Here is a 13,677-nt window from a genome sequence, read left to right as displayed (position 1 = left end):
CATCGCATAATGAAGACATCAACCAGGCACGCCGGCCGCTTTTGGCGGCAAGGCGAAAAGCGGAGGAGGAACCCGCAATGTTAGACCTTCAATACACGCTCGAAAAACTGGCGGAATACAGGGAGCTCGGGCTTCGGGTCGAATCGGTAGACGCAGATGAATCCATGGCCGGAAGCACCCGATGGAAAAAGGTTCGCTATTCGTTTCTCGCGGTGCTCTCCACGTTCCTCGGTAAATAAGGCAGCCCTTGGCGGCTGCCTTCTTCTTGTGCGCCGGGCGTCCGGCGCGCGCTTGCGATATAATAAAGAGACACAACGACTGCAAGATGCGACGCTTTATAACCGCGCGCGGCAGCAGAAAAGAGGAAACCCATACGATGACCGCTTCACCAAAACCGATCTCGGCATCCAGATCCGTGCTGACCGAGATGCTGTTCCCAGGCGATACGAATTACCATGGCACGATGTTTGGCGGCACGCTCATGCAGTATATCGATAAAATCGCGACGATCGCGGCGATGCGGCACTGCCATATGCCAGTCGTGACGGTCGCGCAGGACAGCCTCGACTTCCTGTCGCCGATCCGCGTAGGCGAGGCGTTCGAGCTCGAAGCCTGCGTCACCTGGACGCACCGCAGTTCCATGGAGATCTACTGCGTCGTTCGGGCGGAGGATTTATTCACGGGCGAGCGGCGGCTGACCGTCACCGCGTTCAGCACGTTCGTGGGGCTCGGGGCGGACGGCAAGTCCGCGCCGGTGCCCGGCGTCTATCCCGAGACCGAAGAAGAGCGGCTGCTCCACGAGAGCGCCCTCGCCCGCTACGAGCAGCGTCAACTTCGGCGGGGCCAGCGCTATTCGTCGACAGATGGACGGGACAAATGATACAATCGGGAATAACGTTACAATGAAAAGGTGAGACGTCTCTTGCGCAATTACTTGGACTTATTACAGGATATTATGGAACGCGGCACGGTGAAAGGGGACCGAACGGGCACCGGCACGCTCAGCGTATTCGGCAGGCAGCTCAGGTTCGACCTGCAGGAGGGCTTCCCCCTCGTCACGACCAAGCGGATCCATTTGAAAAGCGTCGTACACGAGCTGCTCTGGTTTTTAAGCGGCGATACCAACATTCGTTATCTCAAGGAGAACGGCGTCTCCATCTGGGACGAATGGGCCGACGAGAACGGCGATCTCGGTCCCGTCTACGGTTCGCAGTGGCGTGCCTGGGAGACGCCGGACGGGCGTACGATCGACCAGATCTCGCAGGTCGTCGAGGCCATCAAGCATAATCCCGAATCGCGCCGCCATCTCGTCAGCGCCTGGAACGTCGCGGAGATCGACCGGATGAAACTGCCGCCGTGCCACTTCGTGTTTCAATTTTACGTGGCCGAGGGCAAGCTCTCGTGCATGCTGACGATGCGTTCCGTAGATACGTTCCTCGGATTGCCGTTTAATATTGCCTCCTACGCGCTGCTCACGCACATGGTGGCGCAGCAATGCGGTCTCGAAGTCGGCGAGTTCATCTGGTCCGGCGGGGATGTCCATATTTACGCCAATCATCTGGAGCAGGTGAAGCTGCAGCTCTCCCGCGAGCCGCTGCCGCTGCCCAAGCTCGTCATCCGGCGCAAGCCAGACTCGATTTTCGACTACAAATTCGAAGACTTTGCATTTGAGGACTACGAATACCACCCGGCGATCAAGGCGCCCGTAGCGATATAAGCCGCTCATATGAGGTCTCGGCTTTTGTCGAAATACAGTTGTTTTTTGGCTGATAGTCGCCGGGAAGCATCGTATGTTATGATAGTTACACAAATGAACGATTGCAGGGAGGCGGTGGCGCATGTCCGTCACGTTAATTGCCGCCGTCGCGAAGAATGGCGTCATCGGGGCGGATAACGCTCTGCCTTGGCGTCTGAAGGACGAGATGGCCTATTTTAAGGCCCAGACGATGGGGAAGCCCGTACTAATGGGGAGCAAGACGTTCCGATCGCTGCCGAAGCCGCTGGCCGGACGGACGAATGTCATTTTGTCCAAATCGATGACCGATGCGCCGGAAGGCTGCGTTATCGTCCGGTCCGTTGAGGAAGCGCTCGAACGCTACGGCGACGAAGAACTGATGGTGGCCGGAGGGGCGGACGTCTACGCGCAGCTGCTGCCGTATGCGGGACGGATGCTGCTTTCGGAGCTGTCCGAGGACGTCGCCGGCGATGCCGTATTTCCGAGTTTCGACCGAGCGGACTGGATTATGGCATCTAAAGCGTCGCAGGAAGCCAACGATCGCAATCCGATCGCCTTCGATATGTGCGTCTACGAACGCCGCGCAGCGGAAAGTGCAAACAATAGAGGGGATAATCCATTCTGATGACACGGATCGTCAGGTAAGATGGTCTATCATATAACGGTGCCCTGACCCGGCGGCAATATCCGGTCAGACACGCGAATTACCGACAGATGGAGGAAATGGGATGTCGACGCCTACGGGATTTATGGAATATCAACGCGAGCTGCCAAGCGATCGCGACCCCCTTGAACGGATCAAGGACTGGAACGAGTTCCATCGCATGTTCTCCGAAGAACAGCTGCGCACCCAAGGTGCGCGCTGCATGGACTGCGGCACGCCTTACTGCCATACCGGCATGGAACTGTCCGGCGGCGCATCGGGTTGCCCGGTCAACAACCTTATACCTGAATGGAACAACCTCATCTACCGCGGACTGTGGAGAGAGGCTTACGAGCGTCTGGCCAAGACGAACAACTTTCCCGAGTTCACGGGCCGCGTATGTCCAGCGCCTTGCGAAGGATCCTGTACCGTCGGTCTTATCGGCGATCCGGTGACGATCAAGACGATCGAGCAAGCGATCATCGACCGCGCCTTCGAAGAGGGCTGGGTGGTGCCCCAGCCTCCGAAGCAGCGTACGGGCAAACGCGTCGCTGTCGTCGGATCAGGACCTGCTGGTCTGGCTGCCGCAGCTCAGCTCAACAAGGCCGGTCACAGCGTGACGGTATTCGAGCGCGCGGACCGTCCGGGCGGACTGCTTACCTACGGCATCCCGACGATGAAGCTCGAGAAGCATATCGTCAAGCGCCGTGTCGATCTGCTCGCGGAAGAGGGCATTCAGTTCGTCACGAACACCGAGATCGGCAAGGACATTTCCGCCAAGCAGCTGGCTGAAGAGTACGATTCGATCATCCTGTGCGGCGGCGCCACGAAAGCACGCGGGCTCGGTCCGGTCGAAGGCGCGAACCTCAAGGGCATTCATCAGGCGATGGATTACCTGAACGGGACGATCAAGAGCTACCTTGACTCGAACCTCGAAGACGGCAATTATATTTCGGGCAAGGACAAGCATGTCATCGTCATCGGCGGCGGCGATACGGGGACGGACTGCGTCGCAACGGCGCTGCGTCACGGCTGCACGAGCGTATCTCAGTTCGGCACGCATGCCAAGGCGCCGCTCACGCGCGACCAGATCAACAACCCTTGGCCGGAATATCCGAACGTTTACACGCTCGATTATGCGCACGAAGAGGCAAAGGTACTGTACGGAGAAGACCCTCGCGCGTTCTCGGTACTGACCAAAAAGTTCGTCGGCGACGAAGACGGCAACGTCAAGGAACTGCACACCGTGCAAATCCGCCGCTACATCGACGAGTCGGGTCGCAAAGTGTACGAAGAGATTCCCGGCACGGAGAAAGTATGGCCGGCCGATCTCGTTCTTGTGGCCGTCGGCTTCGAAGGTCCGGAATCGACCATCGTCGAACAGCTTGGCCTGGAGACAGACCGCAGAACGAACGTAAAGGCCGCCTACGGCAAGTATAAGACGAGCGTCGACAAGGTGTTCGCGGCTGGAGACATGCGCCGCGGACAGAGCCTTATCGTGTGGGCGATCAACGAAGGCCGCGAGGCAGCCCGCGAAGTCGACCGCTATCTGATGGGTTCGACGATGCTGCCCTAACGTACACACGCCAGACCATTTATAAATTCAGGGTCGCACCCGAGCCGTCTTCGAAGCGAAGCCGGCGGGTGACGGCCCTTTATTGCGGACGGAGGAAAAACGATGTTTCGATACGGCGACGATCTACCGCAGGAACTCAGGTTTACGGGATTTGAAGCAAGCGTCGACAGGCGCGACGGACAGTGGATCGATGCGGAGCTTCGGCTTAGCCTTGATGCGTCAACCCCGCTGCCGGACGACGTCATCGATCTGACAGCGCTGGTCGTGTGCACGCATGCCGGACATCCGATCCAGATTGAGGCGCTCGACGAAGGCATCGATTGCGAGTACCAGTTTACGATGTTCGAAAAAGAGCAGATCGAGCGTTATATCCGCAGCGAACAGATCCAGGCGCGGATCGCAGCAGCTTCGCGTTAAGTTTGCAGCTAGGGGCGGATCGCGCGCGGACACGCTTTTTCAGGCCGCGGCCATATGCTAAACTATGGATAGCAATAGTCGGATCCGGAAAGCAAGGAGCGGAGGAGGCGAGGCGCATATGGCAGGGGCTGCATTGTTGACGCCGGGTGACGTATCGGTCATCAGGCGTTACGTTCGAACGAAATATGCGCCGATGCCCGCTGCCAATCAGGCTGAGATCATCGCCGATGCGATCGTCCGTACGATTCGCAAGCGGCTGCCCGAATGGCCGGAAGCGCTCCGGGCGGACGTGGCAGACCGGCTTGTGGCGTCCTGCGTCGTCGGCGAGCAGCGAGAGGTCTACCCGACCGACGTGCTGCGCGTATGCGGCGATCTGGCGCTCGCGGACGAAGCGCATGCGATCAGCTTGCTCGGATGGTTAAACGATTGGACGGACGAAGCATGGACGCTGGACCGGATTGCCGAACGATCCGAACAAGGGCTGATACTGAGGTCAGACTCAGCGGACATGCTCATTTCTCGCGCTACACCAATTGGTAGCGCTTCATCAATGGATGCCTCCCGGGGCAACGCGAATCTGAACGTAAAATGCAGCATGCGCGCCGACGTCGTCCACACCGTTACAACCGCCAACGACAGCGCCACGCCTAGAACTGGTTGGCTGGCGCCAACCGCGTTGCGGCCGCTTGTCCTGGCGGCTGTGACGCTGCTTGCGCTTGCGGGCATCCTCTTGGCGTCGATGCAGCGCAGCGATCGCGTAGCGGAAGCGCCGCCTTCCGACTTCATCGCAGACGGGGCACTCATGCAGCCAGTCCCCAATCAAGCCGATGAATCGGCTCCTTTTGCCTATTCGCCGTTCAATGCGGAGGCGGTGAGGTCGTACCTTGCCGACCGAGATTCGCTGCTGGTCGAGCGGCCTTACTTCGAAGCGATCGTCGAGAGCGCCCGCCGGCATGGCATCGATCCGCTGCTTCTGTTCGCGGTGGCCGGTCAAGAGCAGGGCTTCGTCCCGAAGTCCGCCAAAAAGGCGAAGCAAATCGCGAACAATCCGTTTAACGTCTTTAACAGCTGGGAGACGTACAATACCAACATCAGCGATTCGTCGAGCATTGCGGCAAAGCTGCTCGCAAAGCTGGCGGCCGGCATACCCGAAGGCGAGGAACCGTTCGCGTGGATGAACCGGACCTATGCGGAGGACCCGCGTTGGTCGGACGGCGTGCGCGCGATTTACGACAAACTGAAATCGCTTGGACGGGAGCAAGAACAGGAGAAGGAGCAACGGGAGGCGGGAATTTTATGACGGATCGCGCGCTTTTAGAGAATGGACTGGCCGTCATCGCATCGTGCCGCAGACGGACGGGCGATATATGGGATGCACACTTTGGCGCGGCGGCGATCGCCGCTTATTTTTTTATCGCCGAAAATCGGCTGGATGCCGATGTCGCGCGCAAAATCTCCGCTCAAGCCGATCGGATGGTGTCGGAACATCTCGAAGAGTCGGCAGGCTCCGTTCAACCGGATCGGACAGCAACGGAAAAAAGGCGGAAGCATAGTGCGAGCGAAGGTGAACGCGTTATCGCGGAGGCGCTCGAAGAGACGATTGACGGCTTGTACTGGGTCGGTCACAACGCGATCTACGCGGCGGCGAGCATAAAGGCCATTCGCGAATTGGACGGCTGGGGCGAACCGGAGGATGTACAAGCGATTTCGGAGCTGATTCGTTCGTTCAAAGGTAAGATTCCCGGCCGCTCCTGGATCGGCTACAAAACGTCCGAGGTCAGGGCGCTGGCACTGCTCGAGATGGAAGGCGAAGGCCCCGCAGGCATCGAAGACGGCGCAGCGCTGTCGCGCGCCATGCTGCGAGAGCTGACGGCCTTCGAGACGATCTACAGAGCGGAAGCCCACCATGATCTGATCGGCCATATGCTGACTTTTTCGCATGCGCTGGTAACGCTTGAGGAGCTCGGATACCGAGCGTTGTTCGAGAGAGGGCTTGGGCCGTTATTCAAGCTGGTCCATGCGCTGCGGGCAAGCCGGCATCTGCGTCCTGGCGAACCCGTTAAGCTCTATTCGCCTATCGACCGCGAGCCGCTCGCTCCGGCGCAGCCGTCGTCCTCGCTGCCGACCGATTCCGAATTCTGGGACAAGGATCGAAGCGGGGACGCCTGGGATTTTGGCCATGCCTTCAAATTTCCTTACAGCTTTTATCATCTGGCCGCCCGCGCGGGCGGGGCGGACGCCGCCGCCTTCGACCGCTTCAGGCATATCGTCGGACCCTAATCGCCAGTCGCATCGCTGCAGCCCCAAGCTTGGCTCCGACCTTAGCCCTGAGCCAAAAACGATGCGATCGCGGAAGGTACCTGTCCAAGCGAGGAAAGCGTGAGGAACGCCCCGCTAGGCTTGGCGCCTGTGATCGGCAGCACGTTGTAGTCCCATTCGCGTTCCTGCTTCAAATAAATGGCATGAAGGCCGCATGACAGCGCGGGCAGGACGTCCGTGCGGACCGAATTGCCGATCATCCAGGTACGATCGATCCGCAGCTTGCGGGAATGTATAATTTCTTTGAGCGCTTCGACATTTTTGTGCAGGCGAATATAAATGCGGTCGCGAAAATAGCGTTCCAGGCCCGCGGCCTCGATCTTGCGCTTCTGGACATCCGGATCTCCGCCCGTATATAAGTGAAGCTGATGGCCTGCGGCCGCGAGCGATTCGAGCGTCTCGTTCATGAACGGATAGGGCTCGGTCTCCTGCTCGAAAACGCTAAGTCCAAGCTTCCATAGGAGCGTCTCCTCGTCGGCGGATTCGGAGCGACCGTGCAGGGCGCTGTAATAGCGGTACGTATCGACAAAGGATTGGGGAAAATGCTCGCTCTTGAAGCCGACGATCTGCACGCCGGCAATATCGATCTCGCTGTGCTTGGCCAGTACGGCCTGCTTGGTCAGTTCGAACGGCGCGAACCAGGTGGTCATCAGGTCGGCGAACTGTTCTTGCACGAAATGAAAATATTTGTTGCAGTGGATGAGCGTATCGTCCAGGTCGAACAGGATGTTTTGCTTCATGTCCGTGGCTCCTTCGTCAGCTTGCCGCACCGGGCCGCTCGCCATTCGTTGCGGCCGGCATGAATTTATTATGTCTAACCGGAGGGTGTTTGTAAATGCGCAGTGCGGGCAACCTAATCGGGCAGTCGGGCGCTGCCCCGAACATTGAAGCATCCTATGGAGGTGAGTCGGAAATGCCGCCGTATCAAGGACCTAAAGCGGGAGCGAAGAGCATTACGGCCGGAGGACGCGGAAAAAGCCAGGCGACGAAGCTGGACAAGATGTCCCGCCTGCCGCCCAGCTTGAACGGAATCGATAAAAACCTGCCTTGATCGCAAATGCGCGAGCTTGCCGGGGCTAGGCCCCGGCATCGTTATGCGTACTTCTCGATCTTGGACTTGAGGTCGCGCTTGATAAAGGCGAGCCGTTGACGCACATAAAAGTCGTAGCTGCCCCCGCTTAACTCGCGGGGGTTCATCGTATTGCCGCTGTCATTGTCAACGATCACGAGACGGCCGCTGTCGTAAAATTTGAAAGTCAGATCTCGTGACGGACGGGTTCCCCTTGAGGGCTCCAAATAGCGGAGGTGCTCGCAGTTCTCCATCCATCATCCCACCTTTGACTGGAATTGATAGAACGCATGTTCTTGTTTACAGTATACCAAACGTTTGTTCGTATGGAAAGCCGTTCCGTAAAGAATTACACTAGAAAAAAGGCAGGAATGATAGTCAGGGGGCAATCGGACGGGAATGATACATATCATCGGTCTCACGCGCAAGCTGCCGACAGGCAAAAAGGTACTCGACGGCATCCACGGACATCTGGAGCCGGGCAAGCTCTATGCAGTCGTAGGTGCGAGCGGCAGCGGCAAGTCGATGCTGCTGCGCTGCCTCGGTCTCAAGGAGCCCTGGACAAGCGGGGAGCTTCGGATTGACGGCAAGGACGCGATTGCCGGCGGCGCCTTCGCCAGATTTCGTCTGAAGCGCAAAATCGCTTATCTGGAGCAAAAAGCGCTTATGTACGAAAAAAAGACGGCGCTCAAAAACGTCATTATCGGCGCGGTCGGCCAGGTGTCCTGGTTCCGCCGGATGACAGGCATGGTCCGAAGCGACGACTATATGGACGCAATGGAGACGCTGGAAAACGTGGGCTTGATCGACAGGGCGCACCAGCCGGCGGAGAAGCTGAGCGGCGGCGAACGGCAGCGCGTGGCGATCGCACGGGCGATTGCGCACGGCGCCGAGGTGCTGCTGGCGGACGAGCCTGTTACCGGACTTGATCCGCATTCGCAGGAGAGCATCATGGGCATGCTGAAGCAGCAGGCGAAAGACAAGAACATGATCATCGTGGTCGCGCTGCATCGGCTGGAACTGGCCGAGAAGTTCGCGGACGAAATTTGGGGACTTCATGATGGAAGGGCCGTGCTGACCGTCCGGGGAAGACGGCTCACTGGCGCAGAGAAAAACCAAATCACCTGAGCCGCCTCTCTTCCCGGGGACCATCTGTCATGCAGCGTGCTGCGATTAAGGTTGAAGCGGCGCTTCCGATTGTCCTTCCGGCGCCTTTGCCGGGCGGATTTGGGAGCGCTCTTTTCGACTCTTCCATGCGCTTTCTTTTCTCCGTTTGGACGTGGTCATCGATGATCATCTCCAATCCGGGGCGTCGAAGGCCCGCTGTTTTAGCATGGCAAGGACGATTGTCTCTTATCCATCCCCGGACGCATCAGGCGCGTAGGGGAGAAGGCGTAGGGGCAAGGGCGTACGGGCGAAAAAGCGATTCCAAATCGAGGAGGTTCACGCGATGTCGAATTTAACGTCGCCGCACATAGCGCCGGGCAGCGTCTACCCGTTATTATCGGTTAACGTAGGCGCGGCGAGCGAAGGGCGGTTCAAAGGCAAAATCGCGAAGTCCGGCATCAATAAAGAACGCGTGCTGCGAGCCGTCGACGTCCATTTTGAAGGACTGTCCGGAGACGTGCAGGCGGATACCGTCAATCATGGCGGCCCGGACAAGGCGGTGTGCGCCTATCCGTACCGTCATTATGCGTATTGGGAAGAAAAGCTGGGCAAGCCGCTCGAATTCGGCGCGTTTGGCGAGAACTTCACGATCGACGAGATCGTCGAGTCCGAAGTTTGCATCGGCGATGTATTCAGCATCGGCGAAGTGACGCTTCAGGTCAGCCAGCCGCGCGTGCCATGCTGGAAGCTGGCGATGAAGTGGGATGCGGACGATCTGCCTGCGATGGTTCGCGACACGGGGAAAACGGGATTTTATTTCCGCGTGCTGTCTCAAGGCGCAGTCGAACCGGGCAAGCTCGTCCTCGTCTCGCGGGACACCGGCGGCGTCACGGTAGAAGAAGCGAACAGGATCATGCATCGGGGAAAAGAAGACCGGGAAGGCATGGAGCGTCTGCTTGCGGTCGATGCGTTGGCCGCCAGCTGGAGGGAGACGCTTACGGCAAGGCTGACGCGTCTCGCGCAATCCTGATGCCCGGCAAGTACGCGGGCCGCACGGTCATCGTGACAGGCGCAGCCGGCGGCATCGGTCGCCATCTGTCGCGGGCTTACGCCGAAGCTGGCGCTTCGGTCGCGCTTAGCGACACGCCCGGCACGAACGGCGAGGCGCTGGCGGCGCAATTGACGGGCGAAGGCTTGTCCGCCAGATTTATCGCGGCGGATCTGAACGAAGCCGAAGCGGCTGCGCTGATCGTAGAGCAAGCTACGGCTTGGACGGGGCGCGTAGACGTGCTCGTGCATAATGCGGGCATCGGCATCTGGAAGTCGCCGCTTGAGCTGTCGCTCGAGGAATGGGACCGCGTCATGAACATTAATTTGCGGGGCGCGTTCCTGTGCGGCCGCGAAGCGGCCAAAGCGATGAAGCGGAAAGGCGGCGGCGCCATCGTCAACATCGCTTCGACGCGCGCGCTGCAATCCGAGCCGAACTCGGAAGCGTACGCAGCATCCAAGGGCGGTATCCTGGCGCTTACGCACGCGCTCGCGCTGTCCCTCGGTCCGGACGGCATCGCGGTCAACACGGTCAGTCCGGGGTGGATCGAGAACGGCGATTATGCAGCCTTAAGGCCGGTCGATCACGAGCAGCATCCGTCCGGACGCGTAGGCAAACCGTCGGATGTAATCAGGGCCTGCTTTTATTTGACCGATCCCGAAGGCGGCTTCGTCACCGGAACGAATCTTGTCGTGGACGGCGGCATGACCCGTAAAATGATTTACGAGCCGTAAGGCACGCCAGCGACAAACTGCGAAAAAATCTTTAACGGCCTTAAAGGTTCACGGTATAAATCGCTAGTGAACGAGACGACGGTTTCCCGCTCCGGAATGACGAACAGAAATTGGCCGCCGTAGCCCATGGCGTAATAAATGTGCGGGTTCACGGCCTCGCCTCCGCCGCCGGTGAACGTCCACCAATGGTAGCCATAAGAGCCGAGCCAATCGTACGTGTGATGCCTGGCTGCGGTCGACTCTGCGATCCAGGCATCGGGGACGACTTGGCGGCCGGCCCATCGGCCGCGCGCCAGCATGAGCAGGCCGAGCTTGAACAGGTCGCCGCCGCGGAGGGCAAGGCCGAAGCCGCCGATCGACACGCCCTGCGGATCCGCATGCCATTGCCAGTTGCGGATGCCGAGCGGCCCGAACAGATGCTTTGCGGCGTAGGCTTCGGCGATCATGCCGGTCTCGCGCTGCAGGATGAGACTGAGCAGATGCGAACAGCCGGAGTTGTAAGACATGACGCCGCCGGGGCGCATCGTCGATCGTCTATCCAGGATAAAAGCGACCCAGTCGTCCGATTCGCACATCGGATTGGGACGGCCGCCCCAGGCGCCCCATTCCGGCCAGTCCATGCCGGCCGTCATCGACAGCAAATGATGCAGCCGAATTCGTCCGAGCGAAGCGGAGATGCGCGGCAGGCAGCCGGCGAGCGGCGTATCGAGCGAAGGGAAGTCGCCTCGCTCGAGCGCGATGCCGACGAGCAGCGATAGCACGCTTTTCGTCACCGAGTTGACCTTGTGCAGCCGCTCCGCCGAACGCTGGGTACGCGCATAATCCAACGTCTGCGCGCCGCTGCCGCTGCCGATTCGTACGCGGCAAGTGTCGATCTTGCAGGCTTCCGCCGCGCGCTGCAGTCCTTCGAGATCGGCCGTCTTGCGCCTTGCCGTCGTCAACGCCATCCCGCATCGCCTCCTTATGTCGGCCTATTATACCCGGCGCCGGCATGTCTGACGCGAATTTATGATATAATGTACAGCAATGCGCTAAAGGTTTTTCTGCCGCTACTAGGGGGGACTGGCTACAATGGAAAGGCGTTTTGTCATCGAGGCGGTCATGATCGCCATATATGGTCAGCTGCTTCTGCCGAAACGGCCTGTGGAATACCGGATTCCGTATTCGACAGTGATGGAATTGTACGATATGAAGGATAGCGACGAGCCCGTCATGCCCGACCCGGACGACGACCGTCACGTCAAAGGCAAGATCGGGGAAATGATCGCGTACTTCGAAGATCCGTTCAATAAGAAGAAGCTCGAGCGCTCGCTGCTCGCGCCATGGCGGGAGAGCCCGCCGCTGCCGATCAACGACAAGGTGACCCTCGTCGTCGTCAACGCGGCGGAGAACATGCAGTACGGCGAGCTGCTTGACCCGATCGAGACGGAGATCGTGCTGACTTCGCTGCGGGTGCAAAGTCCGATCCTGACCGACCATATCGAATTCCAGGACAAAGTTGTCCAGAACGCGATCCCTGTCCAGGTGTTCGATATCGACGATTACGAGTTCGCCGTGGAGGATAGTCCCGCTCCGAGCGAATTCAACCCTTGAGAGCTGCCGGCGTCCGCCGGCGGCTCTCATTGTTGTCCGGGCGACCGGTATGATAGAATGAGGGCGTTCCCAACATCCTCAAGGAGGCTATTGTCATGCTGGTGACGACCACGCCCAATGTGGAAGGATACAGAATTACGTCCTATTACGGAATGGTGAACGGAGAGACGATCATGGGCGCGAACATTTTCCGCGACTTCATGGCCTCGATCACCGACGTCGTCGGCGGCAGGTCCGGCTCCTATGAAAACAAGCTGAAGCAAGCGCGGGATATCGCCGTCTCCGAGATGGTGGAGCAGGCCAAGCGGATGGGCGCCAATGCCATCGTAGGCGTCGACGTGGATTACGAGGTTGTACGGGAAGGCATGCTCATGGTAGCGGTCAGCGGCACGGCGGTCACCGTCGAAGCTTAACCTGTATGAATGAAATCTAGCGAATATTCTTCTATGAACGGGAGGACGGCATCATGCTATATCGCAAATTGGGATCGACCGATCTGAAAATATCGGCGGTAGGCGTCGGCACCTGGCAGTTCGGGGGCGAGTGGGGCAGGAATTACGAGCAGCGAGAGGCGGACGCCATTCTGGGCAAGGCAGCCGAGCTCGGCATCAATCTGATCGACACTGCCGAATGTTACGGCGATCATCTGTCCGAGTCGCTGATCGGTCCGGCGATCCGTGGCCGCCGCTCCGATTGGGTGCTCGCCACGAAGTTCGGACATCATTTCCACGGGGCTTTCGACCGGACCGACGTATATGATCCACAGGACGTCGTGCGCCAGTTGGACGCTTCGCTGAAGGCGCTGCAGACCGACTATATCGATCTCTATCAATTCCATTCCGGGCCGGATGCCGCGTTCGACACGGACGGGCTCTGGGAGGCGCTTGGCCGGCAGGTCGAAGCGGGCAAGATCAGGCATCTCGGCATCTCGATCGGCTCCAACCGCAACATTTACCAGACGTCCAAGGCGACGGCGGTCGGCGCACAGGCGATCCAGGTGGTATACAACCGGCTTGATCGCGAGCCCGAAGATGAAGTATTCCCTTCCTGCGAGGCGCAGAGACTTGGCGTGCTCGCCCGGGTGCCGCTCGCAAGCGGCTTCTTGAGCGGCAAATACAAGCCGGGTGCGACTTTTCCGAGTGACGACGTTCGCTCGCGAAGCGACCGCGAGAATGTCGACCGGCTGCTGCGCGAAGCCGAGGAGATCAAGCGGACGGAGGTGCCGGAGGGCGTCGACATGGCTTCCTGGGCGCTCGCTTGGTGCTTGCGCCATCCAGCCGTAACCGCCGTCATTCCCGGCTGCAAGGACGTCGCGCAGGTCGAGGCCAACGCAGCTGCCGTCGCGCTGGTCCCGGCCGGCCATCCGCAGGAAGCTTAATCGGGCTGTTTGTTCGGCAACGTTCGGGCATGTGGCGAATAGAAGCGGCGCCTTCAAG

At 59.4% G+C, this 13,677-nt stretch carries 18 protein-coding genes; 15 read left to right on the top strand and 3 right to left on the bottom strand.

Annotation, left to right across the window (positions count from 1 at the left end; translation table 11 throughout):
- The first annotated feature begins 77 nt into the window (after positions 1–77).
- The 8 genes from ACFSR7_RS21985 to ACFSR7_RS21950 all read left to right on the top strand — a co-directional run bounded on the left by ACFSR7_RS21985 (position 78) and on the right by ACFSR7_RS21950 (position 6,651).
- Positions 78–239, top strand: coding sequence for a hypothetical protein (locus ACFSR7_RS21985; protein ID WP_378165277.1), 162 nt, complete (start codon positions 78–80; stop codon positions 237–239).
- Between the two features lie 137 nt (positions 240–376).
- Positions 377–880 carry an acyl-CoA thioesterase gene (locus ACFSR7_RS21980; RefSeq protein ID WP_378165275.1) on the top strand — a complete coding sequence of 168 codons (504 nt, stop codon included), beginning with the start codon at positions 377–379 and terminating at the stop codon, positions 878–880.
- 42 nt (positions 881–922) lie between these two features.
- Positions 923–1,717 carry a thymidylate synthase gene (gene thyA / locus ACFSR7_RS21975; RefSeq protein WP_378165273.1) on the top strand — a complete coding sequence of 265 codons (795 nt, stop codon included), beginning with the start codon at positions 923–925 and terminating at the stop codon, positions 1,715–1,717.
- A 121-nt stretch (positions 1,718–1,838) separates the two neighbouring features.
- Positions 1,839–2,360, top strand: a complete 522-nt coding sequence (locus ACFSR7_RS21970) for a dihydrofolate reductase (RefSeq protein ID WP_378165271.1) — start codon at positions 1,839–1,841, stop codon at positions 2,358–2,360.
- Positions 2,361–2,463: 103 nt separating this feature from the next.
- Entirely contained in the window at positions 2,464–3,954 is a 1,491-nt protein-coding gene (locus tag ACFSR7_RS21965) for a glutamate synthase subunit beta (protein WP_378165269.1), read from the top strand.
- Between the two features lie 102 nt (positions 3,955–4,056).
- Entirely contained in the window at positions 4,057–4,371 is a 315-nt protein-coding gene (locus ACFSR7_RS21960) for a hypothetical protein (RefSeq protein ID WP_378165267.1), read from the top strand.
- A gap of 118 nt (positions 4,372–4,489) precedes the next feature.
- Positions 4,490–5,671, top strand: a complete 1,182-nt coding sequence (locus ACFSR7_RS21955; protein WP_378165266.1) for a lysozyme family protein — start codon at positions 4,490–4,492, stop codon at positions 5,669–5,671.
- Positions 5,668–6,651, top strand: a complete 984-nt coding sequence (locus ACFSR7_RS21950) for a hypothetical protein (protein WP_378165264.1) — start codon at positions 5,668–5,670, stop codon at positions 6,649–6,651. The genes ACFSR7_RS21955 and ACFSR7_RS21950 overlap by 4 nt, the downstream gene beginning before the upstream one ends.
- Positions 6,652–6,692: 41 nt before the next feature.
- On the opposite strand, the gene ACFSR7_RS21945 is transcribed toward ACFSR7_RS21950, so the two are convergent.
- The gene (locus tag ACFSR7_RS21945; protein WP_378165262.1) at positions 6,693–7,430 is read right to left on the bottom strand and encodes an HAD family hydrolase; all 738 of its coding nucleotides are present in this window, start codon (positions 7,428–7,430) and stop codon (positions 6,693–6,695) included.
- Positions 7,431–7,603: 173 nt separating this feature from the next.
- Here ACFSR7_RS21945 and ACFSR7_RS21940 point away from each other — a divergent pair, with 173 nt between their 5' ends.
- Positions 7,604–7,741, top strand: a complete 138-nt coding sequence (locus ACFSR7_RS21940; RefSeq protein WP_177244219.1) for a hypothetical protein — start codon at positions 7,604–7,606, stop codon at positions 7,739–7,741.
- Between the two features lie 41 nt (positions 7,742–7,782).
- Here the strand turns inward: ACFSR7_RS21940 and ACFSR7_RS21935 are convergent, their stop codons facing one another.
- Positions 7,783–7,917 (bottom strand): hypothetical protein, encoded by a 135-nt coding sequence (locus ACFSR7_RS21935; RefSeq protein ID WP_282908607.1) that lies wholly within the window; start codon positions 7,915–7,917, stop codon positions 7,783–7,785.
- Positions 7,918–8,158: 241 nt separating this feature from the next.
- Between ACFSR7_RS21935 and ACFSR7_RS21930 the strand changes: the two genes are divergently transcribed.
- The 3 genes from ACFSR7_RS21930 (at position 8,159) to ACFSR7_RS21920 (ending at position 10,648) form a co-directional block, all read left to right on the top strand.
- Complete coding sequence (locus ACFSR7_RS21930; protein ID WP_378165261.1) at positions 8,159–8,887, top strand: phosphonate ABC transporter ATP-binding protein; 729 nt, start codon at positions 8,159–8,161, stop codon at positions 8,885–8,887.
- A gap of 322 nt (positions 8,888–9,209) precedes the next feature.
- Positions 9,210–9,896, top strand: coding sequence for an MOSC domain-containing protein (locus ACFSR7_RS21925; protein ID WP_378165259.1), 687 nt, complete (start codon positions 9,210–9,212; stop codon positions 9,894–9,896).
- Positions 9,896–10,648, top strand: a complete 753-nt coding sequence (locus tag ACFSR7_RS21920; RefSeq protein WP_378165258.1) for an SDR family NAD(P)-dependent oxidoreductase — start codon at positions 9,896–9,898, stop codon at positions 10,646–10,648. Before ACFSR7_RS21925 ends, ACFSR7_RS21920 begins: the two co-directional genes overlap by 1 nt.
- Here ACFSR7_RS21920 and ACFSR7_RS21915 read toward each other — a convergent pair.
- Positions 10,636–11,595 (bottom strand): serine hydrolase domain-containing protein, encoded by a 960-nt coding sequence (locus tag ACFSR7_RS21915; protein ID WP_378165256.1) that lies wholly within the window; start codon positions 11,593–11,595, stop codon positions 10,636–10,638. The genes ACFSR7_RS21920 and ACFSR7_RS21915 overlap by 13 nt on opposite strands.
- A 124-nt stretch (positions 11,596–11,719) precedes the next feature.
- Here ACFSR7_RS21915 and ACFSR7_RS21910 point away from each other — a divergent pair, with 124 nt between their 5' ends.
- The 3 genes from ACFSR7_RS21910 to ACFSR7_RS21900 all read left to right on the top strand — a co-directional run bounded on the left by ACFSR7_RS21910 (position 11,720) and on the right by ACFSR7_RS21900 (position 13,619).
- On the top strand, positions 11,720–12,241 hold the full coding sequence (locus ACFSR7_RS21910) for an ADP-heptose synthase (protein WP_378165254.1): 522 nt from the start codon (positions 11,720–11,722) through the stop codon (positions 12,239–12,241).
- A 95-nt stretch (positions 12,242–12,336) separates the two neighbouring features.
- Positions 12,337–12,654, top strand: a complete 318-nt coding sequence (locus tag ACFSR7_RS21905; RefSeq protein ID WP_282908613.1) for a YbjQ family protein — start codon at positions 12,337–12,339, stop codon at positions 12,652–12,654.
- A gap of 53 nt (positions 12,655–12,707) precedes the next feature.
- Positions 12,708–13,619, top strand: a complete 912-nt coding sequence (locus tag ACFSR7_RS21900; RefSeq protein ID WP_378165252.1) for an aldo/keto reductase — start codon at positions 12,708–12,710, stop codon at positions 13,617–13,619.
- The last annotated feature ends 58 nt before the right edge of the window (positions 13,620–13,677 follow it).

The sequence above is a fragment of the Cohnella sp. GCM10020058 genome (assembly GCF_042683485.1).
In the GTDB taxonomy this organism is placed as follows: Bacteria; Bacillota; Bacilli; order Paenibacillales; family Paenibacillaceae; genus Cohnella.
The sequence above is the reverse complement of the archived record's forward strand: the minus strand, read 5'-3'. Positions and strand labels throughout refer to the sequence as shown.